This is a genomic window from Faecousia intestinalis, assembly GCF_040096185.1.
GTDB lineage: Bacteria > Bacillota > Clostridia > Oscillospirales > Oscillospiraceae > JAZOXB01.
Window position 1 is genome coordinate 1 of the sequence record NZ_JBBMFF010000145.1, and the last position, 25,675, is coordinate 25,675.

38 protein-coding genes are annotated in these 25,675 nt (G+C 57.4%); 35 read left to right on the plus strand and 3 right to left on the minus strand.

The window, feature by feature from the left end:
• From WMO66_RS03330 to WMO66_RS03340, 3 genes are all read right to left on the minus strand, one after another.
• Positions 1-1,654 (minus strand): recombinase family protein (locus WMO66_RS03330; protein ID WP_349134994.1); only part of this gene is annotated, 1,654 nt, incomplete at its 3' end.
• A 190-nt stretch (positions 1,655-1,844) separates the two neighbouring features.
• Positions 1,845-2,360 (minus strand): hypothetical protein, encoded by a 516-nt coding sequence (locus tag WMO66_RS03335; RefSeq protein ID WP_147574072.1) that lies wholly within the window; start codon positions 2,358-2,360, stop codon positions 1,845-1,847.
• Positions 2,361-2,622: 262 nt separating this feature from the next.
• Positions 2,623-2,994, minus strand: coding sequence for a transcriptional regulator (locus tag WMO66_RS03340; protein ID WP_147574073.1), 372 nt, complete (start codon positions 2,992-2,994; stop codon positions 2,623-2,625).
• A 181-nt stretch (positions 2,995-3,175) separates the two neighbouring features.
• Here WMO66_RS03340 and WMO66_RS03345 point away from each other — a divergent pair, with 181 nt between their 5' ends.
• From WMO66_RS03345 to WMO66_RS03515, 35 genes are all read left to right on the plus strand, one after another.
• Positions 3,176-3,394 carry a DUF739 family protein gene (locus WMO66_RS03345; protein WP_147574074.1) on the plus strand — a complete coding sequence of 73 codons (219 nt, stop codon included), beginning with the start codon at positions 3,176-3,178 and terminating at the stop codon, positions 3,392-3,394.
• A 30-nt stretch (positions 3,395-3,424) separates the two neighbouring features.
• Positions 3,425-3,631, plus strand: coding sequence for a hypothetical protein (locus WMO66_RS03350; protein ID WP_147574075.1), 207 nt, complete (start codon positions 3,425-3,427; stop codon positions 3,629-3,631).
• 196 nt (positions 3,632-3,827) lie between these two features.
• Entirely contained in the window at positions 3,828-4,205 is a 378-nt protein-coding gene (locus WMO66_RS03355) for a hypothetical protein (protein WP_147574076.1), read from the plus strand.
• Positions 4,202-4,420 carry a hypothetical protein gene (locus WMO66_RS03360; RefSeq protein ID WP_349134995.1) on the plus strand — a complete coding sequence of 73 codons (219 nt, stop codon included), beginning with the start codon at positions 4,202-4,204 and terminating at the stop codon, positions 4,418-4,420. Before WMO66_RS03355 ends, WMO66_RS03360 begins: the two co-directional genes overlap by 4 nt.
• Positions 4,420-4,800 carry a DUF3846 domain-containing protein gene (locus WMO66_RS03365; protein WP_262564162.1) on the plus strand — a complete coding sequence of 127 codons (381 nt, stop codon included), beginning with the start codon at positions 4,420-4,422 and terminating at the stop codon, positions 4,798-4,800. The genes WMO66_RS03360 and WMO66_RS03365 overlap by 1 nt, the downstream gene beginning before the upstream one ends.
• Entirely contained in the window at positions 4,800-5,057 is a 258-nt protein-coding gene (locus tag WMO66_RS03370) for a hypothetical protein (protein WP_147574079.1), read from the plus strand. The genes WMO66_RS03365 and WMO66_RS03370 overlap by 1 nt, the downstream gene beginning before the upstream one ends.
• Before the next feature lie 14 nt (positions 5,058-5,071).
• A complete protein-coding gene (locus WMO66_RS03375) occupies positions 5,072-6,028 on the plus strand; it encodes an ATP-binding protein (protein ID WP_147574080.1) in 957 nt (318 codons plus the stop codon).
• Complete coding sequence (locus WMO66_RS03380; RefSeq protein WP_349134996.1) at positions 6,029-6,640, plus strand: hypothetical protein; 612 nt, start codon at positions 6,029-6,031, stop codon at positions 6,638-6,640. It begins immediately after the preceding gene.
• Entirely contained in the window at positions 6,637-7,176 is a 540-nt protein-coding gene (locus tag WMO66_RS03385) for a hypothetical protein (RefSeq protein WP_147574082.1), read from the plus strand. Before WMO66_RS03380 ends, WMO66_RS03385 begins: the two co-directional genes overlap by 4 nt.
• Positions 7,173-7,574 carry a DUF3268 family zinc-finger domain-containing protein gene (locus WMO66_RS03390; RefSeq protein ID WP_147574083.1) on the plus strand — a complete coding sequence of 134 codons (402 nt, stop codon included), beginning with the start codon at positions 7,173-7,175 and terminating at the stop codon, positions 7,572-7,574. The genes WMO66_RS03385 and WMO66_RS03390 overlap by 4 nt, the downstream gene beginning before the upstream one ends.
• Entirely contained in the window at positions 7,546-7,815 is a 270-nt protein-coding gene (locus tag WMO66_RS03395; RefSeq protein ID WP_118729339.1) for a hypothetical protein, read from the plus strand. The genes WMO66_RS03390 and WMO66_RS03395 overlap by 29 nt, the downstream gene beginning before the upstream one ends.
• Entirely contained in the window at positions 7,805-8,311 is a 507-nt protein-coding gene (locus tag WMO66_RS03400; protein ID WP_349134997.1) for a single-stranded DNA-binding protein, read from the plus strand. Before WMO66_RS03395 ends, WMO66_RS03400 begins: the two co-directional genes overlap by 11 nt.
• Before the next feature lie 50 nt (positions 8,312-8,361).
• Positions 8,362-9,093, plus strand: a complete 732-nt coding sequence (locus WMO66_RS03405; RefSeq protein ID WP_147574085.1) for a hypothetical protein — start codon at positions 8,362-8,364, stop codon at positions 9,091-9,093.
• A complete protein-coding gene (locus WMO66_RS03410; RefSeq protein ID WP_342982921.1) occupies positions 9,090-9,644 on the plus strand; it encodes a replicative helicase loader/inhibitor in 555 nt (184 codons plus the stop codon). The genes WMO66_RS03405 and WMO66_RS03410 overlap by 4 nt, the downstream gene beginning before the upstream one ends.
• Positions 9,641-10,258 (plus strand): cell wall hydrolase, encoded by a 618-nt coding sequence (locus WMO66_RS03415; RefSeq protein WP_349134998.1) that lies wholly within the window; start codon positions 9,641-9,643, stop codon positions 10,256-10,258. The genes WMO66_RS03410 and WMO66_RS03415 overlap by 4 nt, the downstream gene beginning before the upstream one ends.
• Positions 10,259-10,263: 5 nt before the next feature.
• Positions 10,264-10,446 (plus strand): hypothetical protein, encoded by a 183-nt coding sequence (locus WMO66_RS03420; RefSeq protein ID WP_349134999.1) that lies wholly within the window; start codon positions 10,264-10,266, stop codon positions 10,444-10,446.
• Positions 10,443-10,955, plus strand: coding sequence for a Holliday junction resolvase RecU (locus WMO66_RS03425; protein WP_118729345.1), 513 nt, complete (start codon positions 10,443-10,445; stop codon positions 10,953-10,955). Before WMO66_RS03420 ends, WMO66_RS03425 begins: the two co-directional genes overlap by 4 nt.
• A gap of 19 nt (positions 10,956-10,974) precedes the next feature.
• A complete protein-coding gene (locus WMO66_RS03430) occupies positions 10,975-11,658 on the plus strand; it encodes a DNA translocase FtsK (protein WP_279036567.1) in 684 nt (227 codons plus the stop codon).
• The gene (locus tag WMO66_RS03435; protein ID WP_118729347.1) at positions 11,658-11,888 is read left to right on the plus strand and encodes a hypothetical protein; all 231 of its coding nucleotides are present in this window, start codon (positions 11,658-11,660) and stop codon (positions 11,886-11,888) included. Before WMO66_RS03430 ends, WMO66_RS03435 begins: the two co-directional genes overlap by 1 nt.
• Positions 11,889-11,891: 3 nt before the next feature.
• Positions 11,892-12,749: an N-6 DNA methylase gene (locus WMO66_RS03440; protein WP_349135000.1), complete on the plus strand. Its 858-nt coding sequence runs from the start codon at positions 11,892-11,894 to the stop codon at positions 12,747-12,749.
• A 74-nt stretch (positions 12,750-12,823) separates the two neighbouring features.
• Positions 12,824-13,948 (plus strand): hypothetical protein, encoded by a 1,125-nt coding sequence (locus WMO66_RS03445; RefSeq protein ID WP_349135020.1) that lies wholly within the window; start codon positions 12,824-12,826, stop codon positions 13,946-13,948.
• A gap of 50 nt (positions 13,949-13,998) precedes the next feature.
• Positions 13,999-15,372 (plus strand): ParB/RepB/Spo0J family partition protein, encoded by a 1,374-nt coding sequence (locus tag WMO66_RS03450; protein ID WP_349135001.1) that lies wholly within the window; start codon positions 13,999-14,001, stop codon positions 15,370-15,372.
• Positions 15,369-15,638 (plus strand): hypothetical protein, encoded by a 270-nt coding sequence (locus tag WMO66_RS03455; protein WP_349135002.1) that lies wholly within the window; start codon positions 15,369-15,371, stop codon positions 15,636-15,638. Before WMO66_RS03450 ends, WMO66_RS03455 begins: the two co-directional genes overlap by 4 nt.
• On the plus strand, positions 15,631-16,050 hold the full coding sequence (locus tag WMO66_RS03460) for a DUF551 domain-containing protein (RefSeq protein ID WP_147574092.1): 420 nt from the start codon (positions 15,631-15,633) through the stop codon (positions 16,048-16,050). The genes WMO66_RS03455 and WMO66_RS03460 overlap by 8 nt, the downstream gene beginning before the upstream one ends.
• Positions 16,043-16,447 carry a hypothetical protein gene (locus WMO66_RS03465; protein WP_147574093.1) on the plus strand — a complete coding sequence of 135 codons (405 nt, stop codon included), beginning with the start codon at positions 16,043-16,045 and terminating at the stop codon, positions 16,445-16,447. Before WMO66_RS03460 ends, WMO66_RS03465 begins: the two co-directional genes overlap by 8 nt.
• Before the next feature lie 12 nt (positions 16,448-16,459).
• Positions 16,460-17,161: a hypothetical protein gene (locus tag WMO66_RS03470; RefSeq protein ID WP_349135003.1), complete on the plus strand. Its 702-nt coding sequence runs from the start codon at positions 16,460-16,462 to the stop codon at positions 17,159-17,161.
• Positions 17,162-17,443: 282 nt separating this feature from the next.
• Complete coding sequence (locus WMO66_RS03475) at positions 17,444-17,761, plus strand: hypothetical protein (RefSeq protein ID WP_349135004.1); 318 nt, start codon at positions 17,444-17,446, stop codon at positions 17,759-17,761.
• A gap of 230 nt (positions 17,762-17,991) precedes the next feature.
• Complete coding sequence (locus WMO66_RS03480; protein ID WP_349135005.1) at positions 17,992-19,374, plus strand: sodium:solute symporter family transporter; 1,383 nt, start codon at positions 17,992-17,994, stop codon at positions 19,372-19,374.
• Positions 19,371-20,153 carry a phosphoadenosine phosphosulfate reductase domain-containing protein gene (locus tag WMO66_RS03485; protein ID WP_349135006.1) on the plus strand — a complete coding sequence of 261 codons (783 nt, stop codon included), beginning with the start codon at positions 19,371-19,373 and terminating at the stop codon, positions 20,151-20,153. The genes WMO66_RS03480 and WMO66_RS03485 overlap by 4 nt, the downstream gene beginning before the upstream one ends.
• On the plus strand, positions 20,150-20,755 hold the full coding sequence (locus WMO66_RS03490; RefSeq protein WP_055270158.1) for a ParB/Srx family N-terminal domain-containing protein: 606 nt from the start codon (positions 20,150-20,152) through the stop codon (positions 20,753-20,755). Before WMO66_RS03485 ends, WMO66_RS03490 begins: the two co-directional genes overlap by 4 nt.
• Positions 20,746-21,900, plus strand: coding sequence for a phosphoadenosine phosphosulfate reductase domain-containing protein (locus WMO66_RS03495; RefSeq protein WP_055270156.1), 1,155 nt, complete (start codon positions 20,746-20,748; stop codon positions 21,898-21,900). Before WMO66_RS03490 ends, WMO66_RS03495 begins: the two co-directional genes overlap by 10 nt.
• Positions 21,893-22,417, plus strand: coding sequence for an IbrB-like domain-containing protein (locus tag WMO66_RS03500; RefSeq protein ID WP_055270154.1), 525 nt, complete (start codon positions 21,893-21,895; stop codon positions 22,415-22,417). The genes WMO66_RS03495 and WMO66_RS03500 overlap by 8 nt, the downstream gene beginning before the upstream one ends.
• A 450-nt stretch (positions 22,418-22,867) precedes the next feature.
• Positions 22,868-23,437 (plus strand): hypothetical protein, encoded by a 570-nt coding sequence (locus WMO66_RS03505; RefSeq protein ID WP_349135007.1) that lies wholly within the window; start codon positions 22,868-22,870, stop codon positions 23,435-23,437.
• Entirely contained in the window at positions 23,427-25,385 is a 1,959-nt protein-coding gene (locus WMO66_RS03510; RefSeq protein WP_349135008.1) for a phage terminase large subunit family protein, read from the plus strand. Before WMO66_RS03505 ends, WMO66_RS03510 begins: the two co-directional genes overlap by 11 nt.
• 10 nt (positions 25,386-25,395) lie before the next feature.
• Entirely contained in the window at positions 25,396-25,650 is a 255-nt protein-coding gene (locus WMO66_RS03515) for a DUF6148 family protein (protein WP_118358604.1), read from the plus strand.
• The last annotated feature ends 25 nt before the right edge of the window (positions 25,651-25,675 follow it).

Consider the following 25,675-nt stretch of genomic DNA (forward strand, 5'->3'; position numbering starts at 1 on the left):
CACCGCAGGCGTATATCACACCGCGAAGCGGTATTTCACCCACCCGAAAGGGTGGATTTCGTTGAAAAAAGCACTTGCTTACGCAAGTGCTTTTTTCTGGTGGAGCAGAGCAGAGCTTAAACGAACACTCAGCCTCGTTATTCTCTACTGCGTTAACTGCGGATTCTATTGGGATTTGGATTGTATTTTTATTGCCGGAGAAGCTGAACACCAGCCGCAGATCATCGTCATAAGCATACACCGCGACCAGGAATGTGTCAAATAGGCGCGCTTGGTACTTCTTATCGTGAACATCGCCATCTCGGAACATCTCCAAGCCGGATATAATGTCATCGCGGCTGACAGTCACGATGTCTGCCCGAGCCGCTGCGATATTAGCTTTGATGGTAGCACGCTCAGACTCCAGCTCGACCAGCCTGCTTTTCGTGGTTTCGGTGATGATGCCCTGCTCGATGGCGGACATGATGTTTTTTATGCCATGCTCCGTGCCGGCGAGTTGGTCTTCCAAAATGCCGACCTTGCTCTCGGCTTCCTTGCGCTCATTGTAGGCGACCGTGCTGTCGGCGATCCACTCGATAACATCGTCCTTCAGAGCATAGTCTTTGATGGCCTGGGCGACCTGCAGCTCAATTTCATCTCGGCGTACATTCTTTTTATCGCAGGTCTTTTCCGTTCGACGCTTCTGGCAGACGTAGTAGTAATGCAGGTTGCCGGAGCGTCCGGTGCCGGAGACGCCAGTCATGGGGCTTTTACAATGCCCGCAGAACAGCTTGCCGGTAAGCAGATAGTCACCATTGACGCGGTGACGCCCTTGCGGATTCTTCTTCGTGGTGATCACCTCCTGGACCTTGAAGTAAAGCTCGTCGCTGATAATCCTCGGGATGCCGCCCTCTTTGCGGACATCGCCGTAGATATAGATGCCGCGATACCGTTCGTTGGAAAGGATCTTCTGAAAGCTCGACCGCCCCCACGGGCGACCGTACGAGGTCTTGATTCCCCGGACATTCAGGCTGGCCATGATATCAACGAAAGCCTCACCGCAGGAAACGCGAGTGAATATCTCCCGGATAACCGCAGCCTTCGGCTCGTCGATGGCATAGTGCAGCGTTTCGTCCGCTTTATAGCCGTAGGGCAGATGGCCGTTCGCCACCATGCAATTCGCGGCGTTGTCATATAGGCCGCGCTTGATGTCCTCGGCCATGTTCTCGGAATAGAACTGGTTGACATTCATCATCGAGCGGGCGGCGAAGCGTCCAGCCGCAGTATCGTCGAAATCCTCCTCCACATAGAGAACGCGAACGCCCAGATCCTGAAGCCGAGCTTCGTTGATCAGAGCCTCCAGCATATTGCGCCCCATGCGGTTAGACTTCCACGCGATTACATAGCGGAACTTCCCTTTTGCAGCGTCAGTCATCATGCGCTGGAAGTCACGGCGCTTGTCGGTGCGGCCAGAAACGGCGCGGTCGGCATAGGTGTCAATGATCCTGATGCCATACTCCGCCGCCAGCTCGTAGCCCTTTTCGAACTGCTGCTCTACGGAAATGTCCTTCTGGTTGTGGCTGCTGTACCGGCCATAGAGAACGCCCGGCTCTTCGATTTCCAGCTTCTTGCCCCGCTTCGGCTTCGCCGGGTGCTTTGCAGGTTTTCTCGGCAACAGCGCCACCCCCTTCTAACGATAGATTTGCAGTAGTAGATATTCAGAATCAGAAACAGATTACAGATACAGTCTCAGATACAGATACAGGTACAGAGACAGTGCGCGCACGATCGCGCGCACACGCACGCGCGCACGCGATGTATCGCTACCCTATAGATACGGTATAGATACCATATCCATAGGGTATCTATTGTTCGATTTTATGGTTTTCCGCATATAAGCGCGCTGCGGGGAACTTCTCGAATAAATCGTCGAGACTGGAAATCTGGGTGGTTACCACAGAGCCGGATCTCGTATCAGAAAATAGACCACTTATTGTATCAGCCTCATCAGAATAGCCATCGCTGCTGAAGCGAAGCATTGAATTTCCAGTCACAGCCATGCTAACAGAAAAACAATCTCGAGAATCGGCATCGAACTCAGTTTCAAATGCTTCGCGCGTTGCCAGTACATAGTCCCCGAAAGACGATACTTTCCCGGAGGCTCCAACGGAAACACGGAGGCTATATATCCCGTCTTCTTCTCCAACGGACAAAGATAAAACAGGTACATCTCCGGACAGCATAGAAGAAAGGCTATCTTCGTGGGCTTGTAGCTCCTGATCGACAGAGGCACTTTCTTGGACTTCGGACGAGCACCCAGCTAATGATAATGCCAATACACAGCATAAGAAAACTGACCAGCCTTTGAACACTCTTTTCATGTTTACCTCCTCGCTTCTCAAACTCCCGCTCCTACACCATACCACGATGCGAAGTCAGTCGAAAGTGATAATATATCTTTTCAAAGCGAAACTGCATAAATTTTGATAGAATAACGATGCCGTAGATGGCAATTTTGCAAAGAAAGGAGTCCGGGCATGGGACACGATCATCAATCGGAAGCAGCAGCGAGGAGTATATTAAAAACGCTGCTCGCGGCCGAGCTGTTTTCAAAGCTTTCCGAAAGCCAGCAGGATATGATAATCAGCCAGCTAAAAGCCCTTTTATCACATTGATGATGATATCTTGCTTTTCCGGGGTCAGCAGCTCGAATAGCTCAATATACTCTTTTGTGCGCCCATCGCTCGTTTCAGCGGTGGGCGTTACGCTTCTTTCCATGCTGACATCATACCCCATAAGCCAGGCCTCGGAAACGCCGAGTGCGAGGCCGAGGATTGTAAGCTTGTCCTGCCCAGGAAGGGTCTTCCCTGAAACATACTGGCTCAAATCGTTCTTGTTGAGCTTTACGTCAAACCGTTTGCAATAAGGCTCTGCAGCGTGAAGAATATCGACCTGGCGCATCTTCTTGATGTCCATGATTTGCTTCAAACGCTGAGAAGTGCTGTACTCTTTCATTGGTCTATCCTCCCCTTGCAGATGACATCATTATAAAGGGCTTTGAACAAAAGTTCAACAGCAAAAAGAAAAAAAGTTCAACTTTTTTGAAAAAATGTGTTGCAAATCATCAAGGCGTATGGTATTCTAACGACAGGTTCAAGGAAATTGAACTTTTGAACAAGTTGAAAGGAGGATAAAAATGGCGTACGATTACAGCAAGCTCTTGGGTCGCATCACCGAAAAGTTTGGAACGCAGGCTCGCTTTTCCGGCGCGATGGGAATGTCTGAGCGCAGTCTTTCTCTGAAGCTCAACAGCAAAGTACCGTTTAAGCAGCCGGAGATTTCCAAGGCCTGTTCTCTGCTGGAGATTGGCGATTCCGACATTCCTGCTTATTTTTTTACCATTGAAGTTCAATAGCTTTGAACTAATGGGAGAGAGGAGGTTCCGATGCAGGTCGCAAGGTTTACGCCAACCGAGGAAAGCGAGCTGGTGAACGAAGTACATATCAACACGGCGGAGATTCCTGATTTTGTACGGGACAACCTCGCCGCAGCGACGCTGGATCTGATCCACGGAATACTTCGGCAGCCAGGTGGGCGCGAAGCGCTGGACGCAAAAACCGCAGCCAGACGCGCAGGCAGATCCGCAAAATGAAGGGAGTTGAAAGAATGGCATATTACCGGACTTGCCCGCTTTGCGGGAGCAATAATGACCCGGGCGAAGCCTGTGATTGCCGCGAAACGAAAAAAGAGGTCGCCCCGCTGCATCGGGAACGACCTCGGGCAAATGCTTACCCACAGTCAGTTTACCAACCGCTCTGTGCGAAGTCAAGAGGTGAGGGGGTGCTACCGTGGCAGAAGAGTTGAGAGAGCTCCGGCTTTCCAAGCAGATACCGGCCAAGGATATGGTCGCGGTGGTACAAGCCATCTACCCCAAGTACGACAAGACCGTTCAAAGCAAGTGCGAGAACGGAGATGCCTACGGCGTGAGCCTGCGGCCGGACGCGATGGCGGCGCTTTATTCGCACTTCGCACCGGAACTGGCAGAGAGCCGCAAGACGGCCAAAAAGGACGCACACCGGCTGACCTGTCGTATCTCGGCAAGGCTTGAAACCGCTGACTACGAGGCGTTGCAACGGCTGATAGAGGCTGAGGGCTACGCCACCACACAGGACTGGCTGACCGCCACCGTCCGCCGCTACATCACAGAGGCAGGTGAAACCGAATGAGCTACAATCTGCCAGACCACCCCGTTATCCAAAACATGGAGCGCACCGGCTACCCGGACGGCAAGGAGCCGACCTTCCCGATTTGCCCCGTCTGTGGTGAAGAGTGCGAGGAAATTTTCAGAGACAAAGATTTGAATATCGTCGGCTGCGATATCTGCATCAAGCAGTCCGACGCATGGGAGGAGCCGGAGTGCTTCCCCGGAAAGGAGTATTGATGAAAGGACTGGTTATCACCACCGAAAACAAGATGCAGGTCAGGGAGTTCAACGAGCCTGCTTATGAGACCATCGGAAAGGCTGTCGGTGGATGGATCGAGGTCGTGCACCCGAAAGGCCTGCCCGGTCCGTTCTGCATGGTCGTCAACGAAGAGGGGTTGCTGCACGGTCTGCCGCTCAACCTGTTTGGCTGCATTCTCTACGATACCGTGCGCCACGGAAATCCCATTGTCGGAGACATCGTGATTCTCAAAGAAGGCTTCACCACGCCCGGCGAGAGAGACTTTATCGGGCTGGACGAGGACGACATCAAATTCCTCGGCGCAATGGCCGTCAGTCTGAGCGGCGGCGGTATCAAGTGGGAAAGCGAGGCGCGATAATGGCAAAGTTCTATTTTACCTACGGCACGGACGGCCAGCCGTTTTTCGGCGGCTGGACTGAGGTTGACGCCCCGGACCGTCGCTCGGCCTGCTCCGCATTCCGCGCCTATCACCCGGACAAGACCGAGGGCTTGCTGAACTGTTCCAGCGTTTATGATGAGGAGCACTTCAAGCTGACCGAAATGTACCGGGAAAGCAATTTCGGTTTCCGGTGCCACGAAATCATCACTCTGCGGCGCGAAGCCGCTACCAACTGAAAGGAGCTATCACCATGATTAGAAACCCGAACGACATCCAGGAGGGCGCGAAGAAAATCCGCATGCTGATCGCCGGTTATCCCGGCATCGGGAAATCCACTCTGGCGCTGTCCGCCCCCAATCCCCTGCACATCGACGTTGACTTCGGTATCGACCGCATCGAGCCGCGCTACCGCAAGCCGTACATCCAGCCCCAGAGCTACGACGAGATCCTCGGCGATCTCACCCCCATCAATCTTCAGGACTTCGACACGCTGGTTTTCGATACCGGCGGCAAGCTGATCTCGCTGATGTCCCTGTGGGCCATCAAGAAAGACCCGAAGTATGGTCAGCGCGACGGCAGCCTCTCCCTCAAAGGCTACGGCTTTGTTGGCAAGGAATTCGTCCGGCTGATGGACTACTGCTTCTATGAGCTGCAGAAAAACATCGTCATCGTGTTCCACGCCACGGAGGAAAAGGACGGCGACAACACCCGCCTCCGCATCAAGGTCGAGGGCCAGACGAAAAACAACGTCTGGGAGCCTATGGACCTGGGCGGCTTCGTGGAAATCTACGGCAATGACCGCACCATCGGCTTCTCCAACTGCGAGAGGTATTTCGCCAAGGGGACGCGCGGTATCTCCGGCATTCGCAAGATCCCCGCACTCGGCCCGACCAGCCCTAACGACTTCCTGACGAAGCTGTTCGCCGAGTACAACGCCAAGGCCACCGCCGAGGTCGAGCAGAACGCAGTCGATCAGGCGGCATACGAGGCCGCGATGGTTGAGGGCACGGCCATCATCGCCGACATTGTCGATGCAGACACCGCCAACGCCGCCATGCCGAAATATCAGGCCATTAAGCACGCGCTGACCTCCAACAAGGAGTTGGGCGTTCTCTGGAACAAAAAGATCAAGGAATGCGGCCTGTTCTTCGACAAGGTTTTGAAGAAATACACGCCTGCGCCCGAGGAGGCAAAGGAGGCGGAGTAAATGGGACGCTATCTGATGACCCATTCCCTGTTGGCGTCCTGGCTCTACACCATGAAGGAAAACCCCTACGAGGACATGACGACAGAGCGCGATCCGATGAGCGAATTCATGCAGACGCTGCGCCGTGATCCGACGCCGACCACGGAGGCCATGCAGAACGGCATCAAGTTCGAGGATATGGTGACGGACATCATCAACGGTTGCGCCGATCCCAACGATCCGTGGTATGCCGCCGCAGAAAAGGTCGCCCGGCGCTGCGCCGGAGGCGTCCTCCAGTACAAGGTCAAAAAGACCATCGAGGTCGGCGGCGTGAGCCTGCTTCTGTATGGCCGTCTGGACTGCCTGAAAGCCGGGGAGATCATCGACATCAAATTTACCAAGAGCTACGACACCGGAAAGTTCTTTTCCAGCACACAGCACCCCACCTACTTCGAGCTGATTCCTGAAGCGCGGCAGTTCACCTATCTTGCCAGCAACGGGAGTGCAGTATGGCCGGAAACGTACCGCCGTGAGGAAGCACCCAGTATTTTTCCTGTCATTTCCGATTTCCTCGACTGGCTGCGCGCGACCGATCTGATGCAGGTATACCAGGAGAAGTGGGCGACGCTATGAACGGCAAGCTGAAAGACTGGTCGTTCTCCCGCACCGGAGAAAGCGTGCTGACCATCACGACCAGAGAGAGCTGCAAGAAGCTGTGGGACGCGCTCGGCGATCAGGAGATTACATTCTCCATCAAAAGACGCGTCGTCCCCCGAAGTCTCAACGCGAACAACTACGCATGGTCGCTGATTGAGAAACTGGCCGTCGCGGTGAAGTCGGACAAGGACTCCGTTTACGAGGAAATGCTCCGGCGCTACGGCACCGGCGAGACATACACCGACGAGGCCGGAAACGAGTGCAAGGTGCTGTTCTCCCTGCGGGAGGGCGTCCCTCCCGCGCTGGTGGCGCGGCACTACGCCGAAACCGGCGTCGGTTATGTCGAGGGGAAGAAGTTCATTCATTACCGGGCGATCAAAGGCACCAGCGAATATTCCACGAAAGAAATGAGCGTCTTTCTGGACGGCATCATTTCCGAGTGCCAGGAGGTCGGCATCGAAACCGACACCCCCGAGCAGATCGCCAGATACAAGGAGGCATGGCATCCGTGAGGAAAGTCTATTGCGACTACTGCGGTCGAGAGACCGAGTATGTCGACAGCAAGGTCATCTACGGCAAGAGCTACGGCAAAATCTATCTCTGCCGGAACTGCATGGCGTATGTCGGTGTTCATAAGGGGACGGATAAGCCCCTTGGCCGCCTCGCCAATGCGGAACTGCGGAATTGGAAAAAGGCTGCACACGCCGTATTTGACCCTCTGTGGAAGTACGGCCGCTTTCGCGGCCACCGCAACGCGGCCTATGCGTGGCTGGCTCAGAAGATGGGCTTGCCCGTGGAGAAGACCCACATCGGAATGTTTGATGTCGGCCAGTGCCGCAAGGCCATCGAAATCATTGAGAAAGAAACGAAAGGAGACCGTTATGGAAGATACCAAAAAGACCCCCGCTGAGCTGGTCGCTGACCTGATGCTTGACCCCGGCTTTGTCCTCGTTCCGCAGGATCGCTACGAGGAGCTGATCCGCGCCGAAACTGAGCGTGATGTGCTGGAAGCGACCATCAAGGGTGAGAACAGCTACAATGTCGAAAGAGTTCTCGACGCCATTCAGCAGGCGCGCAGTGCGCTGTACCGCATGAAGATGTTGGTGCTGCGAAACGCTGACGAGCCGGAGGCTACGGCCGATGCTGAATAAGATCATCGTCATGGGTCGATTGACCCGCGACCCAGAGTTGCGGCGTACGCAGTCCGGTCTTTCTGTGACCAGCTTCTCCGTCGCCTGCGACCGCGATTTCAAAAGCCAGTCCGGGGAAAAGGAAACGGATTTCATCGACATCGTTGCCTGGCGAACTACCGCTGAATTCGTCTGCAAATATTTCAGCAAGGGACGCATGGCGGTCGTCGAGGGGCGACTGCAGATCCGCGACTGGCAGGACAACAACGGCAACAAGCGCCGATCCGCCGAAATTGTAGCCGACAATGTTTACTTTGGGGATTCCAAACGCGACGGTGACGGCGGCGGTTATCCGCAAGGTAGTTATGCTCCGCAGGGAGGCTACCCCCAGCGGGGACCGAGCTACGGTGCGCCGGGCGGCTCCTCCTATGGCGCGGCCTCCGGAGGCTATCCTGCGTCGGATTACGGCGGTGACTTTGCGGAAGTCAGTGAGGACGACGGCGAGATTCCGTTCTGATATGGTCGCCCGGGAAACCGGGCGACAGCCCACCGAAGGAGGTGAACACTATGGCGAGCTATCGGAATATCAGCATGGACTTTTGGACGGACAGCAAGGTCGTCGATGACTTTACGCCCGAGGATCGGTACATCTATCTCTACTGCATGACCAATCCGCACACCAATCTCTGCGGCTGTTACGAGGTCAGCATCAAGCAAATTGCCAACGAGACAGGGTACAACAACGATTCCGTGGAACGCCTGCTGAAACGCCTGGATAGCGCGCACAATGTCATTCGGTACAGCGCGCAGACCAAGGAGCTGCTGATCCTTAACTGGTGTCGATACAACTGGTCGACGTCCGAAAAGCTCAACAAGCCGTTGCTGAGCGAGATTCGCAAGGTCAAGAACGATCGTTTCCGCGAGTACCTGGCAGCGCGCTACAACGAGCGTTCTACCGTAACGGCGCAGTATAACGCTGCAGAAGATGGCCACCACGAGGTCCCCCGCCATAAGCACGGCGCGCATGGATGGGTGCGGCTCACTGAAGAGGAATACGCCCGGCTGATCGACGACCTCGGCGAAGAAGAGTTGACGCGCTGCATCGACTACATAGACGAGTCCGCTCAAATGCACGGCAACAAGAACAAGTGGCGCGACTGGAATCTTGTCATTCGGAAGTGTAGCCGTGAACGCTGGGGCATCCGTGGCGGCAACGGCAGCCGACCAAGCGCCAGCGGGAGTGCTATGGACGACCTGCAGCAGCTCCACCAGATGTACGCCAGCGAGGAAAGCCTATGACACACAAGGAAATGAGCGAGATATTCGCCGTGATGCTCCTTGCCTATCCGAATGCAGAGGTTTTCAAGGGCGGCATCGCAAAGCTCGGCCCTACCATCAATCTGTGGGTGACCTGCTTGCCGGAGATCGACTTCTGGACGGGGCAGCAGGCTGTTGTAAAGTTGGTGCGCGAGTGTAAATTCCCGCCGACTATCGCAGAATTCAAGGAAAAAGCCGAAAAGGTGCAGGCCGAAGTGAGGGCGCGGATTGACCAGGCGTGGAATTACCTCAAGCTCGATATGGGCCTTGGGAAAACGCCGGAGGAGGCTGTGGCGAGATTGCCGGAGGGAACGGATATCAGGCGCGTCATTGAGGCTATGGGTGGCCCCTCTCGGTTGATTGCAACAGGAGAGCGCACCTTTGGCGACGGCACCGTAAAGACATACGAGTATTACAACTACGACGGTTTCAAGTCCGCATATGAAACGATCATCCGGCAGACAAGCGCGCTCAACAGCGGGCCGCGCAAAGCGGTCGGGCCGGGCATGAAGCAGATAGGAGGGAAAACATGAAACGAAGAAGAAAAAGGAGGGCTTCGCCGGCGCCGCTTATCTGCCTGCTCGCAGTTTTAGCCTGCATCGTAGCTCTCCGCATTAGTGTCAGCGAGGAAACCGCAGCGTCAGCACAAATGACCGGCAAGTTAGAAAACCCAGCAACGACAGCACCTGTCAGGCTTTTAGAGGTAGAAAAGACCGAGGCTGAGCAAGTTACCTGGGCCGAAGATCGTCCCGCCCGTGCAGCTCGGTATGTCAACATCGAAATGACTGACGAGGAGCTGGCAGAGCTGGCTGCGGTCGTATTCCTCGAAGCCGGCAATCAGAGCGCCGAGGGGCAGCAGGCCGTTGTCGAAGTCGTTTTCAACCGCGTGCTGCACTCCGCTTTCCCGGACACAGTACACGATGTGCTGCACCAAGGAGAGAACGGCGATGTTCCCCAGTTCTCCACCATCTACACGGTCAGCACCGCGACGCCGACGCAAGCGCAGTATGACGCCATCAACGGCGCTCTGTATGGAGACACGATCCTTGACGCCGACGTGGTTTTCTTCTCCCGCAATGGAGAGAATGACCGCGTATGGGGGCAGATCGGAGATCACATCTTCTGCCGCGAATACATCTGGAGGTAACGAGCATGACGCGAAAGAGATTTCGGCAAGCCTGCGGCATCATCGCCGCGCTCGGCTTCCTCCTGGTCCTCGGAACTGCCGGCGCCAGCGATTGCGACCTTATCCCCATGAGCCAGATACTCCGGCAAGGTTGCATCGGGCTGGGAATGCTCGCCGGCGGGCTATGGCTGGGAGGGTATCTCTCATGACTGTGAAGAAAGACCCGAAGCGCCAGCTGCTCGGCAAGATCGCAAAAGCCCGCGGTAAGCAGTTTGAGAGCCGCATCGACGATTCCTTTGCCTACTACGCACAGAAAGGCTTTGCGATCATCGAAAAGACGCCGGAGCCGATGCACCCCACGAAAAATCTCGGCAATGGCAAGTTCATCGCCTACTACGAAAAGCAGGCACAGCCGGACTATAAAGGCACCATCAAGGGCGGCAGGACGGTCATGTTCGAGGCGAAATTCACCGCCGCCGACCGAATGGAGCAGAGCCGCGTCCTCCAGAGCCAGCAGGACTATATGGACAGGCATCAGGCGCTCGGCGCTCGCTGCTTTGTCATCGCCGGTTTCAGCTCCGGCATGGTCTATTGCGTCCCCTGGGACATCTGGAAGACCATGAAAGACCACTTCGGCCGCAAGTATGTGACTGAGGCCGACTTGGAGAAATATCAAGTGCAGACGGCGTGGAATGGCACGCTGCTTCTGCTCAACTGAATTGAAAGGAGTTACCACCATGAGCGAAATTTCCATGTATGAAGCCCAAAAGAAGAAGATGCAGGGCCTGTGCGATGAGCACGATCTCGTCTATCGCTTTGAAAAAGACAGATACCCCATCATCTTTACCATCAAGCCCGTACAGGGCATGGACGCGCAGATTTCCATGCTGGAGAACGTCGAGGAGGTCGGCTACCGCAGCCCCGACGCCTCCATGTCCTGGATCTTCGAGGACGGCGGTCTGGACACGAAGGTAACGGGCGGCACCTTTACCATCAGCAAGACGCTCCGCACCAAGATCGAGTCCATTCTGGTGAAGATGATTACCTACTGGCAGCAGTATTTCTTCCGCGATGTGCTGGAAAAGAACGCATTGCGCAGCGGCCTCATGCCGGTCATTGACGAGGACGAGGCTGGCGATACCGACGAGGAGCCGGAGGACGAGGGGGATATGCAGGGCGAGGATGGCCCCGAGGTTGACCTGGACGACCCCGACATTCAGCAGGCCATTACCATTGTTCGGGCAGAGAATAAAGCGACTGTGGGGCTGTTGCAACGCCGTATGAGCGTTGGCTACGCAAAGGCTGCGCGTCTGATTGACGCACTGGAGGAGCTGGGTGTCGTCGGCCCGTATAACGGCTCCGATGGCCGCGAGGTCCTCCCTACCGACGAGCCTGACGACACGGAAGGCGGTGAAGATTGATGCCGACCGTAAATGCCAATAAGCATACCGCGCACGACCTGCAGCTTGCCGGTCAGATGCGCCGCGAGGATTACAAGACAATCAAGCACATGGACAAGGCGACGCTTGCGGCCTACCTCAGCCGCGTGTGGAAACGCGGGTATGACGCCGGGTATCAAGCCGCCGTTAAGTCAGTCGCTCCGCAGCTGCGCGAAGCTGCAGAACTGAAAGCAGCGGACAAGGAGGGCTAAGTCATGGGAAACGCCCTGCGGCACGTCAGAGGGGAAAGTCAGAAGAATATCGTCCGCTTCATAGAAGGGCTGAGTGGGAAGTATTCCCGCTGGGACATCTGGCAGGACTTCATCATCATGTCGGCCATCGCAATCGCCAACACGATGGGAGGCCCGCAGGCCAAGGCCAGGGAAGAAATGTACCGCAGCCGCGCAGAGAAGTATTCCGCTAAGGAGCTGGAAGTCTTTGCAGATATGTTGCTTGAGGTCGTAGCCGAATTGGAGCGTGATCCCGAGCAGGACTTCCTCGGTGAGCTTTTTATGGCACTTGGCCTCGGAAACGAATGGAAAGGACAGTTCTTCACTCCGTACAGTGTCTGCAGGGCGATGTCCGCGATGACCTATGCGCCTGATATGACGGCGCAGATAGAAAAGCAGGGCTGGGTGTCCGTGAACGACCCCGCCTGCGGAGCCGGTGCGCTGCTGCTCGCATTCGCCAATGAGTGCCGGAGACAGCATATCAACTATCAGACCTCGGTGCTGTTCGTGGCGCAGGACATAGATTTTCTCGCTGGGTGTATGTGCTACATCCAACTTAGCTTGCTCGGCTGCCCCGGCTATGTTGTCATTGACGACTCGCTCCTGCGCCCGTCCGTCAGCTACGACGCCCGCGGTCTGCTGCCAAAGGACGGTCCGCAGGTCTGGTACACACCGATGTATTTCCGCGATGTCTGGCACTACCGCCGCATCGGGGCGCAAATGGATATCCTGTTTCGGAACGCGGCAGAGCAGGTACCGGCAGAGCCGCCGGCGCCTGCCGCGCCGCCGGAACAATCTCAACCGCTGGCGGAAACGAAAACCGGCCAGCTCACTCTATTTTGATGGGAGGGAACGGAATGCGGCAGCCGCCGCCTCTCGGGAGCCGGACATGGAAGCCCGAGGAAGAAGATTATTTGATGGAAAAGTGGGGGCAGATTTCTGTTCCGGCCATCGCAAAGAAACTCAATCGTACTACAAACGCCGTCAAGGTCAAAGCTCAGCGTCTGGGTTTAGGCGCGGTATTGATGGCTGGCGAGTATGTCACTCTAAATCAACTCCTGCTGGCGGTGAACGGAGGAAGCAGCTCCTACGGCTACAAGATGAAAAGCTGGGTCGAAAATCGCGGCTTGCCCGTCCACACAAAAAAGGTCAACCGCTGCAGCTTTCGGGTGGTCTACATTGAAGAGTTCTGGGAGTGGGCCGAGCGATACCGCAGCTTCATCGACTTTTCCAAAATGGAGCCGTTGGCGCTCGGCGAGGAGCCGGGCTGGGTAGCCGAGCAGCGCAAGAAAGACTTTGAGGCATACGCCATTCAGAGGAAAGACCCGTGGGGAGAGGACGAGGACTCTCGGCTGAAGATGCTGCTCAGTAAGCACAGGTACTCATGGGCGGAAATTTCCGAGATGATGCATCGTTCTCACGGTGCGATCGCGCGCCGTTGTCGTGACCTCGGCATCAAGGACCGCCCCGTTTCGATGGAGCTGACCGGAAAGCGCGGCACATGGACCAGCGAGGATTTTGAAATACTGGCAGACGGCATCCGCCACGGCGACAGCTACGCTGCCATAGGCAAGGCGGTCGGCCGTTCCGAAAAGTGCGTCCGCTCCAAGGTCTACAACGATTATCTGACCGAGAACGCCGACAAGGTGCGGGAAATGCTCGGTGATGGCGCGTGGGGGCACGGTGCGCCGGAAATGGACGTCCGTCATGGCTTCTATATCTCCCGCACCCGCCATCAGGTCAGGCGCGACCTATCCGCGCTGGCAACGGTCCTTCGTAAGCGCATGAACGATCTCGGCTATGATCCTTACTGGCAGCGGTTTATGTGCATGAATTGGGACGACATTGGCGGATGCTCCGCAGGGTGTACGGATTGCGACAGCTGCACAGCATTCCGGCGTATTCAGCCTCAGTATTGCGCACGGTGCGGCGGCACCTTCTACGAGCGCAAGGAAAACCGCTTCTGCGCGGCCTGCCGCACCGCGAGGAAGAAGCAGGCCCAGCGGCACTGGTGCCGCGTGAACGGCATGAGCCGAAAATAATAAACTGTCCCAGCCGAGGGGCAAAGCTCGGCGTAAGAAAGGAGCGTTTTATGGCAGAAATCAAGTACATTCCGGTCAGTAAACTGTGGAGGCATCCCGATAACCCCCGTAAGGACCTGGGCGATGTGACCGAGCTGGCTGAGAGCATCAAGGTCAACGGCGTACTCCAAAACCTCACCGTTGTTCCGCTGATCGGGGAAATCACAAAGAAGTGGGACGGAGAAAGCTACCGCGTTATCATCGGCCACCGCCGTCTTGCGGCCGCAAAGCTGGCCGGTCTGGAGGAGCTTCCCTGCGTCGTGGTCGAGATGTCGGAGCGGGAGCAGCTGAGTACGATGCTCACGGAGAATATGCAGCGGTCCGATCTGACGGTCTATGAGCAGGCGCAGGGCTTCCAGATGATGCTTGACATGGGCGATACCGTCGAGGACATCGCGGAAAAGTCCGGCTTTTCCGCCACCACTGTCCGGCGCCGTGTGAAGCTCCTGGAGCTGGATAAGGACAAATTCAAGAAGTCCGAGGAGCGCGGCGTCAGCCTGTTCGAGTACATGGAGCTGGACAAGCTGAAAAGCCCGGAGCGCAAGAACGAAATGCTTGATTACATCGGCACCGAGAACTTCAAGTACAAGCTGAAACAGGCCATCAATGATGAAGCCGCAGAAGCGCGTAAAGCCCTATGGGTAGAGCAGCTGAGTACCTTTGCGACGCAGATCACCGACAAGACCGGATATAAGAGAGTCAATAGCTTCTATACTAACGACGAAGTCAAAGTGGATCGCCCGGAGGATGCCGATACCATTGAGTATTTCTTCTTCGTCGAAACATGGGGTTATATTGTGCTGATGGTCAAGGATGAGCCTACCGCACTTACCCCGGAGGAAGAAGCGAAAGAGCGCGAGGAGCAGCTGAAGCAGGAGCGAAAGGACGCCGCAGAAAAGGCGCTGTCCGAAGCAACCGCCCGCGCCTACGAGCTTCGCGCCGACTTCGTGGCTACCGTTTCCACAGCCGCCATCAAAAAGCGCCTTGCGGACATCGTGGCGCTGTGGGCCTACGCCGAATACTGGGACGATACCGGTTGGCTCACCGAAGAGGAGATCGCGCAGGCTACTGGCGCCGAGACCCTTGCCGAAGATGACGAGGACGGCGAGGACGATGCCGCATTTACGCTCCAGGCCGTGACCGACGCGATCGGCAAGACGCCCGAAAAGGCGCTCCTGCGAATGATCTATGCGCGCCTGGGTGACGGAAAGTCCGAGGGCTATTTCCGCAGCTACTGGAACAGCTACACCATGAAGCATGAGGAAAACGAGAAGCTGGACCGCATCTATGCGTTGCTCGTCAAGCTGGGCTACGAGATGTCCGACGATGAAAAGGCTCTCCAGGACGGAACACATGAGCTTTTCGGGGAGGTGACCGACGAATGAGAGCGTCTACCTGCAAAGGCTGCGGCGCGGCTATCGTCTGGATCAGAACACCCGGCGGGAAGTCTATGCCATGTGACGCCACCCCGCGCTATTACATCGAAAAGCCCCGTTCCGGCAGTAAAAAGATCGTGACGCCGAACGGCGAGGTTATCTCCTGTGAGTATACCGAAGATCCGCACAAGGCCACCGGCACCGGCTTCGCTCCCCACTGGGGGGGCTGCCGGGCGGCAGGCAGCTTCAAGTCGAGGGAGGAACACAATGGATAAGCTGACATGGTATGACGAGGATGGGCGGCTTTACTGCCGCCGTGGGTACGAGGTTGCACTGGCGCGGCTTGCCTCCTACGAAGCAACAGAGTTGATGCCGGACGAAATCGTAAAGATGGGGATGATGTTCGAGGATAGCAAGCGCTATTCCGGCCGGCTCGAATTGAAGCTGAATGCTGCGACAAAACGGATGCCAAAATGGGTATCTGTAAAAGAGAGGTTACCGGAAGATCGTAGCAATGTCCTCGTTGTCGCGTATTGGCACGAAAGATGGGGCGTCTATATGGGCTGGTGCGCTCCCGAAAGGGCGGAATGGAGCGTCCATGTCGGTATCGGAGATAGAAGCGATGTTGCAGTTGTCTATTGGATGCCGCTGCCTGCGCCGCCGAAGGAGGACGACAGAAATGATTGATACCGGAGATCTCACTATGTACTGCCATTGGGATAAGGGCTTGGTCTGCAAGAAGGAGTTTTACTGCGATACCTGCGAACACCAGCCCGCCGCCGATGATAAGGAAAACGGCAAGGCTGAGCCGGTACATATTCGCTGGGCTGAGGATTATTGGAGCGGCAGATATCCCGAATGCCCCTCCTGCGGGAATATGCCGTACAGCTTGGAGCGGTGTGTCTTCTGCGGTCAAAGGTTTCTGCCCGATGCGCTTACGGAGGAATGGAGCAAGCCGCCGGAGGAAGTTCGCATGGACTGCCCCTCCTGCGGAGGAAAGAGCACGATGGTCGGGGCAAGGGCGCGCAGCAACGGACACTTTCACGGTCAATGTACAGTCTGTGGTTGCGTGGTGATGGAATGAAAAGGAGCTTCTATGGAACGATTTGAAAACCTGCTCGATTTTATCAATGAGCTGAATGAGAACGGGCGTATTCAGTATGACGATTACAGCCGCCTTTTTGACTTGGTGCAGGAGTTCGCAGGAGCGGAGGAGGCAATCAACGCCGCCGCGACCGATATTGCCGCCCTGCTGTGGCTGAACGGCAACTGCGAATATTGTGAGCACGGAGAGAAAGAGGAGTTCAGCGGCGCGAACAGATGGCATTGCCGTCTCGGAAACGGCATAGACTGCCGCCCTGTGTGGCGCGGCGCTGCAACGAAGGCCTCCCTGCCGGAGATACACAAGGCAGAGCCGACTTTGCTTCGTGCAAAGCCCAGCCGTGCGGAGACTATGTTCGGGCCGAAAGAGGCCTGGGCTATCCCTGATAGAGCGGAAGCCGAGGAGACCGCGCCGAAGACATACAAGGGATTTCTGCTTATTCGGTGCGCACAATGCGGCGAGCTGCGCGGCTTTTGTGCAAAACAGCCTATCTCGTCCTATCGGTGCGCAACCTGCAACGGAGAGACGCCGCTGCACGATCTCACGTCGGCGCACATCCGCTGCAAGTGCGGAAAGCACTTCAAATACCGGACGAATTTCGAGGAGGACGTCTTCACATACAGCTGCCTTTCCTGCGGCGCGCCGGTCGATCTGGCCTATAACAAGAAAGCTCGCGCCTATCAGACGGTGCGATGATGCTCGTCATCACCGTTCATGTGAACGCCCCGGCGGGGCAGGCCATTGGCATAAAGGAGCAGATCGCTCAGGATTTGGAGCGATACGGAGATACCCGTGTGGTGTCGGTAGAGGTAGTGCAGCCAACATACCGGCAAATGCAGATTGGAGAGACTGTCAGCCGACAGGGTGGCAAGAGGAAGTAAGAACAGATTGGGGTGAGCTATTACGACGCTTTCGGAATTGAATCAGCATTTTGAGCTGATAGAGAAACTGGCAAGGGCAAGGGAGATGCTACAGTCCTTGCGTGACGCGGCTTGCCCCGGCGCGGCTGCCCTCACAGGTATGCCGCATACTCCCGGCATAAAGGATAAGGTCGGCGACCTCGCAGCTGAGATCGTGGATATGGATGCGCGTGTCGGCTTTCTGGAGGAAGAGGTCAAGGCCAGCGAGGGGCAGATCATGCCGTTCATTCAAGGCATCGACGATGACCAGACGCGCCTGATCTTCCGGCTGCGCTTCCTGAGAGGGCTCGCATGGAAAGAGGTCGCAGCGGTCATAGGAGGCCGCAATTCGGAGGATTCGGTAAAGATGGTGTGTTACCGCTACCTCGGTAGTTAAAAGCTGTTCTTCGCTGTTGCAACTCGTTTCTTGATATTCCCCGCACCATGTATTAGGATTAGACTCGTAAAATCCTACATAAGCCAGGCGGCCATCCCTCGCGGGGTGGCCGTCATTCGTTTGGGAAGGAGGTTGAGGCCTGCGCGTTACTCCTTGCGCGCCGGTCATGCGCCGGGTCCGATGTTCGCCAGCAGAGGGCAGCGGTGACATCATAAAAGGAGATTTCCAAAATGTTCGGAATTGTCATTCTGGCCGTCTATGCGGTGCTGATGATCGGTGTCACGCTGATGTTCACCCGAAAGACGACCGACGCAGAGGGCTTCCATGTGGCGGACCGGCGCATCGGCTCGGTGATTGCCGCCATGAGCATCGCCGCCACTTGGATTTGGGCTCCCTCACTGTTCACTTCCTCGGAGATGGCCTATACGCGCGGCATCCCGGGGATGTTCTGGTTTACGGTACCGAATGTGCTGTGCCTGATCCTGTTTATCCCCTTTGCAAAAAGAATCCGGGCGCAGTACCCGGAGGGCATCACCTTGACCGGCTACATGGCGGAGCGCTATCACTCCGGCAAGGTCAAGGGCGTCTACTCATTCCAGCTCGGCGCGCTGGCCGTTCTTTCAACGGCAGTGCAGCTGCTCGCCGGGGGAAAGACGCTGGCCCTCATTACGGGGCTGCCATTCTGGAGCATGACGCTCGCCCTGGCAGCTATCGCATATTCCTACTCCCGCTTCTCCGGGCTGAAAGCCTCCATCATCACCGATGTTGTCCAGCTGGGCATTATTCTCATAGGTGGCGCTCTACTGGTCGTTCTGAGCCTTCGCATGACCGGCGGCTTTGACACGGTACGGGCAGGGCTCGGTGCTGTCTCCGGAGAATATACCTCGCTCACCTCCTCCGCGGGCATTGAAGTCTTGCTGGGCTACGGTCTGCCGATGGCTGTCGGTCTGATCTCCGGCCCGTTCGGGGATCAGTGCTTCTGGCAACGAGCTTTCGCAATCAGGCGCGACCGCATCGGCAGATCGTTTTTTGCCGGTGCGCTTTTGTTTGCGCTCGTTCCGATCTGCATGGGAACGGTGGGCTTCCTTGCCGCAGGCTCCGGCTTTGCGGCCAGCGACACCGGCATGGTCAACTTTGAATTCGTTTCCTCGCTGCTTCCGACATGGGTGCTGGTCCCGTTCCTGTTTATGATTATCTCCGGCCTGCTCTCCACGGTGGATAGCAACCTTTGCGCGGCAGCGTCGCTCACGACAGACTGGCTCGGCATTGGGAAGGATACGGTGCAGACTTCGCGCCGCACCATGCTTTGCCTGCTGATCGTGGCTATCGCCATCGCCAACATTCCCGGCCTGACGGTGACATACCTGTTCCTGTTCTACGGAACGCTCCGCGCTTCGACGCTGCTGCCGACGGTCATGACGCTGCTCGGTAAGAAGCTGACGGGCAAGGGCGTTTTTGCCGGTGTGCTGACCGCGCTGTGTGTCGGGCTTCCGATCTTCGCCTACGGCAATCTCGCCGGCATACCGGCTGTGAAAGCGGCAGGCAGTCTGACGACCGTCCTGTCCAGCGGCCTTGTCGCTGTTATCGCCTCGAGAAAGGCGGTGAGAGCATGAGTCTCGGAAGGAAGCAGAGGATCGACAACGGCGCGTGGCTGGATGCCGTTGCAACTATCGAAGAAGCCGTTTCCCGCGCAGAGCTGGACGAACTTACTGCCGCGACCGTGGCGGACATCAAGGCCGTGACGGCTGGGAAGTGTGCTGCCTACGCATGGAGCGCTGGTAAGGACAGTATTGTCCTTGGCAAGCTCTGTGAAGCGGCCGGCGTCACCGATAGTATGATCGGCGTGTGCGACCTGGAATACCCCGCCTTTGCCGCGTGGATTGGGGAGCATAAGCCGGCGGGCTGCGAAGTCATCAACACGCATCAGGATATCGACTGGCTGGCAAAGCATCAAGAGATGCTTTTCCCCAAGGACTCCGCCGCGGCCGGACGATGGTTTTCTATCGTGCAGCACCGAGCGCAGCGTGAATACTTCAAGGCGCACGAGCTGGACGTCATCATTCTCGGCCGCCGCCGTGCGGACGGCAATTATGTCGGTCGCAACAGCAATATCTATACCGATGGCAAAGGTGTTACGCGATTCAGCCCGCTCGCTGCGTGGAAGCATGAGCACATCCTTGCCTATATTCACTACCATCAGCTCCCGCTTCCGCCGATCTACGGCTGGAAGAACGGATATCTGTGCGGCACTCACCCGTGGCCCGCCCGCCAATGGACGGGCAGCATCGAGAACGGCTGGCACGAGGTCTACGATATCGACCCCAGCATCGTCCTTGCGGCGGCTGAAAAGATCGACAGCGCTCGCGCCTTCTTGAAGGGGGTGCAGGCATGAAGGTCATAAAGAAGCCTCTGACCGAGCTGCGGCGACCGGATCGGAATGTCCGAATGCACACCGACAAGCAGCTGAAGGAGTTCCGACGCTCTGTCGAAATGTTCGGTCAGATCCGCCCCATCGTGGTCGACGAGGACGGCGTTATTCTCGCCGGCAACGGCTTGTATGAAACGCTGCTGTCCCTCGGCCGCACAGAGGCGGACTGCTATGTCGTGTCTGGACTGACTGAGGCGGAGAAGAAAAAGCTCATGCTGGCCGATAACCGCGTCTTTGACCTGGGCGTTGACGATCTGGCCGCGCTGGACGCTTTTATCCTTGACCTGAAAGACGACCTGGACATTCCCGGCTACGAAGAGGATCTTCTTCGTGCGATGGTGATGGAGGCTGACGAAGCCAGCGACGCCCTGCTTGAGTACGGCACCATTGAGCCGGAGCAGGCTGCGGCCATCACCGAGACGCGCGAGAAATACGCCGCCCGGGAAGAAGCTGCTGCGGCGCAGGCTGAGGAAGTTGCACCCGCACAGAGCGGCACAGCGTCTTCCACCGAGCCCGCTAAGAGGTTTATCCTCTGCCCGAAATGTGGTGAGCGGATATGGCTGTAAAGCGCATCAGCTCAGACATCGACGTTGTGACTGCGGCGCGCCAGCGGATCAAGAATGTATTTTCCAACGGCGTCCCCGTATACCTCTCGTTTTCCGGCGGCAAGGACAGCATCGTTCTTGCCGACCTGACCTATAAGCTGATCCAGGCTGGAGAGATCAATCCCTCGCAGTTGACCGTCCTTTTCGTGGACGAGGAGGCAATCTTCGATTCCATTGAAGCAACGACCAAGGCGTGGCGGAAGAAGTTCCTGCTTGCCGGCGCCAAGTTTCAATGGTGGTGCATCGAGGTCAAGCATTTCAGCTGTCTCAATGAGCTGTCCAGCGATGAAACCTTCGTCTGCTGGGATCGACGCAAGCGCGATGTCTGGGTGCGGCAGCCGCCGCCCTTTGCCATCCGCAATCACCCGCAGCTTCGGCCGCGCATCGACAACTATCAATCCTTCCTGCCCCGCGTGACGATGGACGGCATCATGATCACCGGCGTCCGCGCGGCAGAGTCCATTCAGCGGCTCCAATACATGGCGGCACTGAATATGGGCGCGAAGGGCATCACTGGCACGAACACCATCTATCCCATCTACGACTGGAAGACGGCGGACGTCTGGCTGTACCTGCGAGACCAGCGCATCGAAGTCCCCGAGGTCTACCTGCAGATGTATCAGGTCGGCGTCAATCGGAATCAGCTGCGCGTGTCGCAGTTCTTCTCTGTTGATACCGTACCCGTGCTGGTACACCTGGGCGAATATGACCCATCGCTCATGGAGCGCGTCCTTCGGCGCGAGCCGAACGCCTACCTTGCCATGCTGTACTGGGACAGCGAAATGTTCCACCGCACCACAAGGAAGCGCCGGGAGCTGGAGGGCGAGGACACCAAGGACTACCGTGCGCTCCTGAAGGAGATGCTGTTCGTCCGCCCGGGAGACTTCTTCAATACGGAGCATAAGCGCAAGATCGCCAAGCAGTACCGCAAGATGTTCATTCAGATGGACGGAATGGCGCGGCCGCGCGACTACAAGAAAATGTACGGCGGTCTGACTGCTGGAGATCCCAAGCTCCGCACCCTGCGCGCCATCTATCAGGACATATCCTGCGCCTATGCCGATTACGCCAAGCGCTTCCGGAAGGGAGGTGAGGCAAATGGCTGACGCGGATCTGTTCGCCCCGTTATCCTCCCTGCAATGGGTAGACCGGGAGCAGCTCAAGCCCAATGACTACAACCCCAACAAGGTCAACCGTGAGAATCTGAAACTGCTGGTGCAATCGATCATGACCAATGGCTGGACGCTTCCCATCGTCGTGCGTCCCGACTACACCATCATCGACGGCTTTCACCGCTGGACCGTGGCCGGAGAGGAGCCGCTGCACACCATGCTCAAAGGCAAGGTGCCGGTGGTAATCGTGCGGCATGATGACGCGACCGAGGATATTTACGGCACCGTCACACACAACCGCGCTCGTGGTACACATCTGCTTGAGCCGATGAAAGCCATCGTAAAGCGGCTGCTGGACGAGGGCAAGTCCGTTCAGGAGATCGGCAAACAGCTCGGAATGAAACCCGAAGAAGTATTCCGGCTCTCTGATTTCTCGCGTGATGACTTCCTCGGCATGATGACCAAGGGCGTTAAGGGGTATAGCCATGCGGAATTGCTGACGAAGTTATAACACAATACCACAGCCAGGCGCATACATCGCACGAGAGCGGCGTATCTGCGTCTGGCTGTGTTGCTCCCTCCCCCTCTCGGCATCGTCGCGCTGAGGGCGGGGAAATGCGTTGCAACAGGCGACGACGGCAAAAGGTACTGTGACGACCCCCGCCCCACACGCCGCGGGCTCGCCGACCCCGAAAAAAGCGTAGTTACCAAGGCAAAAATCAGGCATTTCGTTACGCACCAGCCGATGCTTTTGGTGCCAATCGAGGCACCTGCGGCGGTATCTGCCGTAATTCCCTCTGCTTTATCCGCTCTTCTCCGCGAGAATGTGGGGAGAGTTTCGATAAAGGCCTCCTATGAAGATAAGACCACAGCGCGGGATAATGGTCTCGCCGCCTCTGGGCGGTGCTCCAGTGCAATTCTGGTGAGTCCCGCTCCATCGCCACGGAAAGGAGTTTGCTATATGGCTGGACAAAGCGAGAAGATTACCGACGAGACTGAGGTCAGCACAACAGAGCTGGCGACGGTGCTGGGCGTGTCTGCCCGGCGCGTGCAGCAGATGGCGCAGGACGGCACCGTGCCGACCTGCCGCAAGGGTTTCTTCCGGCTGGCTGATTCCGTCCAGCGATATATCAAGTTCCTGTCTGACGGTCCGATGGACGAGGAGGACAAGAAGCTGGAGAAGACCCGCCGCGTGGCGGAAACGACGATGAAAGCGTCCAAGGCCACCATCGCCAAGCTGGAGGCCGAGGAGCTGAAAGGTACCATGCACCGGAGCGAGGACGTGGCCGCGATGACTACCGACTTGATCTATGCCATTCGCGGGGCGATGATGGCCCTGCCCGGCCGCCTGGCCGTGGACGTGGCCTCGGCGAACTCCCCAGCGGAGGCCGCCGAGATTATCCGCCGCGAGGTCAACAAGGCCATGCGGGAGCTCTCCAATTACCGCTATGACCCAAAGAAATACGAGGAGCGCGTCCGGGAGCGGAGGGCCTGGGAAGCTGACAGCGGGCGTGATGCCGATGACGGATAAGGAAACGCGCCGGCTCATAGAGGAGAAAGAGGCCCGCGAGCGGGTAAAGAGGCTGAATGCCGTCATCGGGAAAGTCTTGGCCGGCATGAAGCCGCCGGACGACCTGACCGTGACCGAATGGGCGGAGCAGAATCGCCGCCTGTCTGCCGAGAGCGCCGCAGAGCCCGGACCGTGGCGCACCGAGCGCACCCCCTATCTCCGCGAGCCGATGAACGCATGGACCGACCCAAAGATACGGCACATCGTCATGGTGGCTGCGTCCCAGGTCGGTAAGTCTGAATTTCTCAATAACTGCATCGGCTATGTGATCGACCAGGACCCCGGCTCGATCCTGTTTGTCCACCCTACCACCATTGACGCAAAGGAGTATTCCAAGCTCCGCATCGCGCCGATGATCCGCGACTGCCCCACGCTGCGAAAGAAGGTCAGCGACCCCAAGAGCCGTGACAGCGGCAACACCATTCTGCAAAAGACCTACCCCGGAGGCATCCTCACGATGTGCGGCTCCACCGAGGCCCACGCTCTGGCGTCAAAGCCTATCCGCTATGTGCTGGGCGACGAGCGCGACCGCTGGGCGCTGTCTGCTGGTAACGAGGGCGACCCGTGGGATCTGGCGATGGCGCGGCAGACGACATTCTACAACGCGAAAAGCGCTGAGGTGTCCACGCCCACCGTCAAAAACGCCAGCGCCATTGAAGCCGCCTACGCGACCGGCACGATGGAGCGGTGGAAATCCCGCTGCCCTCATTGCGGCGAGTATCACGAGATCCAATGGGCGGACATCCGCTTTGAGCACGACGAGATCATCGTCGCGGGGAAAAAGACCTACAAGGTCCGCAGCGTCTGCTATGCCTGCCCCGGCTGCGGCTGCATCTCCACCGAGGCGGAAATGAAGCGCGCCCCGGCAAGATGGGAGGCGGACAACCCCGCCGCCTATGAGCAGGGCACGCGCTCGTTCTGGCTGAACGCCTTTGTCAGCCAGTGGGCGAGTTGGGAATCCATCATTCTGAAATACCTGAACGCCATCGGCAGTACCCGCAAGATGCAGGTCGTCTACAACACCTGCTTCGGCGAGCTGTGGGAGGATCGCGGAGACCTGGAGGACGAGGACAGTCTGATGGCGCGCCGGGAGGAATACCCGGCTGAGCTGCCGGAGGGCGTGCTTGTTCTGACGGCCGGTGTCGATACCCAGGACGACCGCATGGAATATGAGATCGTCGGCCACGGCCACTTTGGTGAGACCTGGGGCATTGAGAAGGGCATCGTCATGGGACGGCCCGACGACGATGCCGTATGGGCGCAGCTGGACGAGCTGGTATTTGATCGCGTTCTGCGCTTTGAGAACGGCGTGGGGCTGAAAATGTCAATGTCCTTTGTGGACGAGGGCGGACACTTCACGCAGGAGGTCCGTATGCAGTGCCGGGCGCGGCTGGGCAAAAAGGTGTTCTGCATCAAGGGTATGCCCGGCAGCGATAAGCCCTACACCGCGCCGCCGAAAAAGCAGAAGATCATCATCAAGCAGACGGCGGTCGGCACCTGCTGGCAGTACCAGATCGGCGTTGACTCCGGCAAGGAGGTCATCATGGACAACCTGCGCGTACAGACACCGGGCGCGAAATATTGTCACTTCCCCAAGCGGGATGACTACGGCTCCGGCTACTTCACAGGGCTGCTCTCCGAGGTCAAGGTCTACGACCCCAACAAAAAGCAGCCGTGGCAGTGGAAGAAGATCCCCGGCCACGAGCGCAACGAGGCGCTGGACTGCCGCAACTATGCGCTGGCGGCGTTCAAGGCGCTTCCTAAGAACCTGGACGAGATAGACAGGCGGCTAAAGGAGGCGGGCGGCGAACACGCTCCTGCCCCTGTTGCAACGCCTGTCATGCCGCCTCCCGCCGCCAAGCAGAGGCCGAAGCGCAGAAGCGGAAAGAAATACTACGACGATTGGTGAGGTGTCCGATATGGATAAAGTTGAACTGCGGGCGCGGCTGGACTTCTGGCAGAGCGCCCTCTCAAAGCTGCGCGCCGCATATCTGGCTCTTGTGGATGGCGGCGTAAAAAGCTATGTCATCGACGACCGCGAGCTGACGCGCTTCGACCTGCCCGACCTGAAGGACGAGATCGAGGACGCGGAGAAGAAGGTCGATGAGCTTTTAGCGGAGCTGAACGGCCGCAAGCCGAGAAAGGCTTTCGGCATCGTTCCACGCGACTGGTGACCTTTTTCGTGAGGTCACGAAAATG

Excerpts from the sequence above, each read along its gene's own strand:
- WMO66_RS03460 (WP_147574092.1), top strand. The coding sequence starts at position 15,631 with ATGGATAAGCTGACATGGTATGACGAGGATGGGCGGCTTTACTGCCGC.
- WMO66_RS03365 (WP_262564162.1), top strand. The coding sequence starts at position 4,420 with ATGAAAGGACTGGTTATCACCACCGAAAACAAGATGCAGGTCAGGGAG.
- WMO66_RS03395 (WP_118729339.1), top strand. The coding sequence starts at position 7,546 with ATGGAAGATACCAAAAAGACCCCCGCTGAGCTGGTCGCTGACCTGATG.
- WMO66_RS03465 (WP_147574093.1), top strand. The coding sequence starts at position 16,043 with ATGATTGATACCGGAGATCTCACTATGTACTGCCATTGGGATAAGGGC.
- WMO66_RS03400 (WP_349134997.1), top strand. The coding sequence starts at position 7,805 with ATGCTGAATAAGATCATCGTCATGGGTCGATTGACCCGCGACCCAGAG.
- WMO66_RS03455 (WP_349135002.1), top strand. The coding sequence starts at position 15,369 with ATGAGAGCGTCTACCTGCAAAGGCTGCGGCGCGGCTATCGTCTGGATC.
- WMO66_RS03345 (WP_147574074.1), top strand. The coding sequence starts at position 3,176 with ATGGCGTACGATTACAGCAAGCTCTTGGGTCGCATCACCGAAAAGTTT.
- WMO66_RS03495 (WP_055270156.1), top strand. The coding sequence starts at position 20,746 with ATGGCTGTAAAGCGCATCAGCTCAGACATCGACGTTGTGACTGCGGCG.
- WMO66_RS03445 (WP_349135020.1), top strand. The coding sequence starts at position 12,824 with ATGGAAAAGTGGGGGCAGATTTCTGTTCCGGCCATCGCAAAGAAACTC.
- WMO66_RS03380 (WP_349134996.1), top strand. The coding sequence starts at position 6,029 with ATGGGACGCTATCTGATGACCCATTCCCTGTTGGCGTCCTGGCTCTAC.
- WMO66_RS03385 (WP_147574082.1), top strand. The coding sequence starts at position 6,637 with ATGAACGGCAAGCTGAAAGACTGGTCGTTCTCCCGCACCGGAGAAAGC.
- WMO66_RS03370 (WP_147574079.1), top strand. The coding sequence starts at position 4,800 with ATGGCAAAGTTCTATTTTACCTACGGCACGGACGGCCAGCCGTTTTTC.
- WMO66_RS03500 (WP_055270154.1), top strand. The coding sequence starts at position 21,893 with ATGGCTGACGCGGATCTGTTCGCCCCGTTATCCTCCCTGCAATGGGTA.
- WMO66_RS03470 (WP_349135003.1), top strand. The coding sequence starts at position 16,460 with ATGGAACGATTTGAAAACCTGCTCGATTTTATCAATGAGCTGAATGAG.
- WMO66_RS03350 (WP_147574075.1), top strand. The coding sequence starts at position 3,425 with ATGCAGGTCGCAAGGTTTACGCCAACCGAGGAAAGCGAGCTGGTGAAC.
- WMO66_RS03490 (WP_055270158.1), top strand. The coding sequence starts at position 20,150 with ATGAAGGTCATAAAGAAGCCTCTGACCGAGCTGCGGCGACCGGATCGG.
- WMO66_RS03505 (WP_349135007.1), top strand. The coding sequence starts at position 22,868 with ATGGCTGGACAAAGCGAGAAGATTACCGACGAGACTGAGGTCAGCACA.
- WMO66_RS03510 (WP_349135008.1), top strand. The coding sequence starts at position 23,427 with ATGACGGATAAGGAAACGCGCCGGCTCATAGAGGAGAAAGAGGCCCGC.
- WMO66_RS03375 (WP_147574080.1), top strand. The coding sequence starts at position 5,072 with ATGATTAGAAACCCGAACGACATCCAGGAGGGCGCGAAGAAAATCCGC.
- WMO66_RS03340 (WP_147574073.1), bottom strand. The coding sequence starts at position 2,994 with ATGAAAGAGTACAGCACTTCTCAGCGTTTGAAGCAAATCATGGACATC.
- WMO66_RS03425 (WP_118729345.1), top strand. The coding sequence starts at position 10,443 with ATGACTGTGAAGAAAGACCCGAAGCGCCAGCTGCTCGGCAAGATCGCA.
- WMO66_RS03515 (WP_118358604.1), top strand. The coding sequence starts at position 25,396 with ATGGATAAAGTTGAACTGCGGGCGCGGCTGGACTTCTGGCAGAGCGCC.
- WMO66_RS03360 (WP_349134995.1), top strand. The coding sequence starts at position 4,202 with ATGAGCTACAATCTGCCAGACCACCCCGTTATCCAAAACATGGAGCGC.
- WMO66_RS03440 (WP_349135000.1), top strand. The coding sequence starts at position 11,892 with ATGGGAAACGCCCTGCGGCACGTCAGAGGGGAAAGTCAGAAGAATATC.
- WMO66_RS03435 (WP_118729347.1), top strand. The coding sequence starts at position 11,658 with ATGCCGACCGTAAATGCCAATAAGCATACCGCGCACGACCTGCAGCTT.
- WMO66_RS03420 (WP_349134999.1), top strand. The coding sequence starts at position 10,264 with ATGACGCGAAAGAGATTTCGGCAAGCCTGCGGCATCATCGCCGCGCTC.
- WMO66_RS03485 (WP_349135006.1), top strand. The coding sequence starts at position 19,371 with ATGAGTCTCGGAAGGAAGCAGAGGATCGACAACGGCGCGTGGCTGGAT.
- WMO66_RS03480 (WP_349135005.1), top strand. The coding sequence starts at position 17,992 with ATGTTCGGAATTGTCATTCTGGCCGTCTATGCGGTGCTGATGATCGGT.
- WMO66_RS03410 (WP_342982921.1), top strand. The coding sequence starts at position 9,090 with ATGACACACAAGGAAATGAGCGAGATATTCGCCGTGATGCTCCTTGCC.
- WMO66_RS03415 (WP_349134998.1), top strand. The coding sequence starts at position 9,641 with ATGAAACGAAGAAGAAAAAGGAGGGCTTCGCCGGCGCCGCTTATCTGC.
- WMO66_RS03430 (WP_279036567.1), top strand. The coding sequence starts at position 10,975 with ATGAGCGAAATTTCCATGTATGAAGCCCAAAAGAAGAAGATGCAGGGC.
- WMO66_RS03405 (WP_147574085.1), top strand. The coding sequence starts at position 8,362 with ATGGCGAGCTATCGGAATATCAGCATGGACTTTTGGACGGACAGCAAG.
- WMO66_RS03335 (WP_147574072.1), bottom strand. The coding sequence starts at position 2,360 with ATGAAAAGAGTGTTCAAAGGCTGGTCAGTTTTCTTATGCTGTGTATTG.
- WMO66_RS03450 (WP_349135001.1), top strand. The coding sequence starts at position 13,999 with ATGGCAGAAATCAAGTACATTCCGGTCAGTAAACTGTGGAGGCATCCC.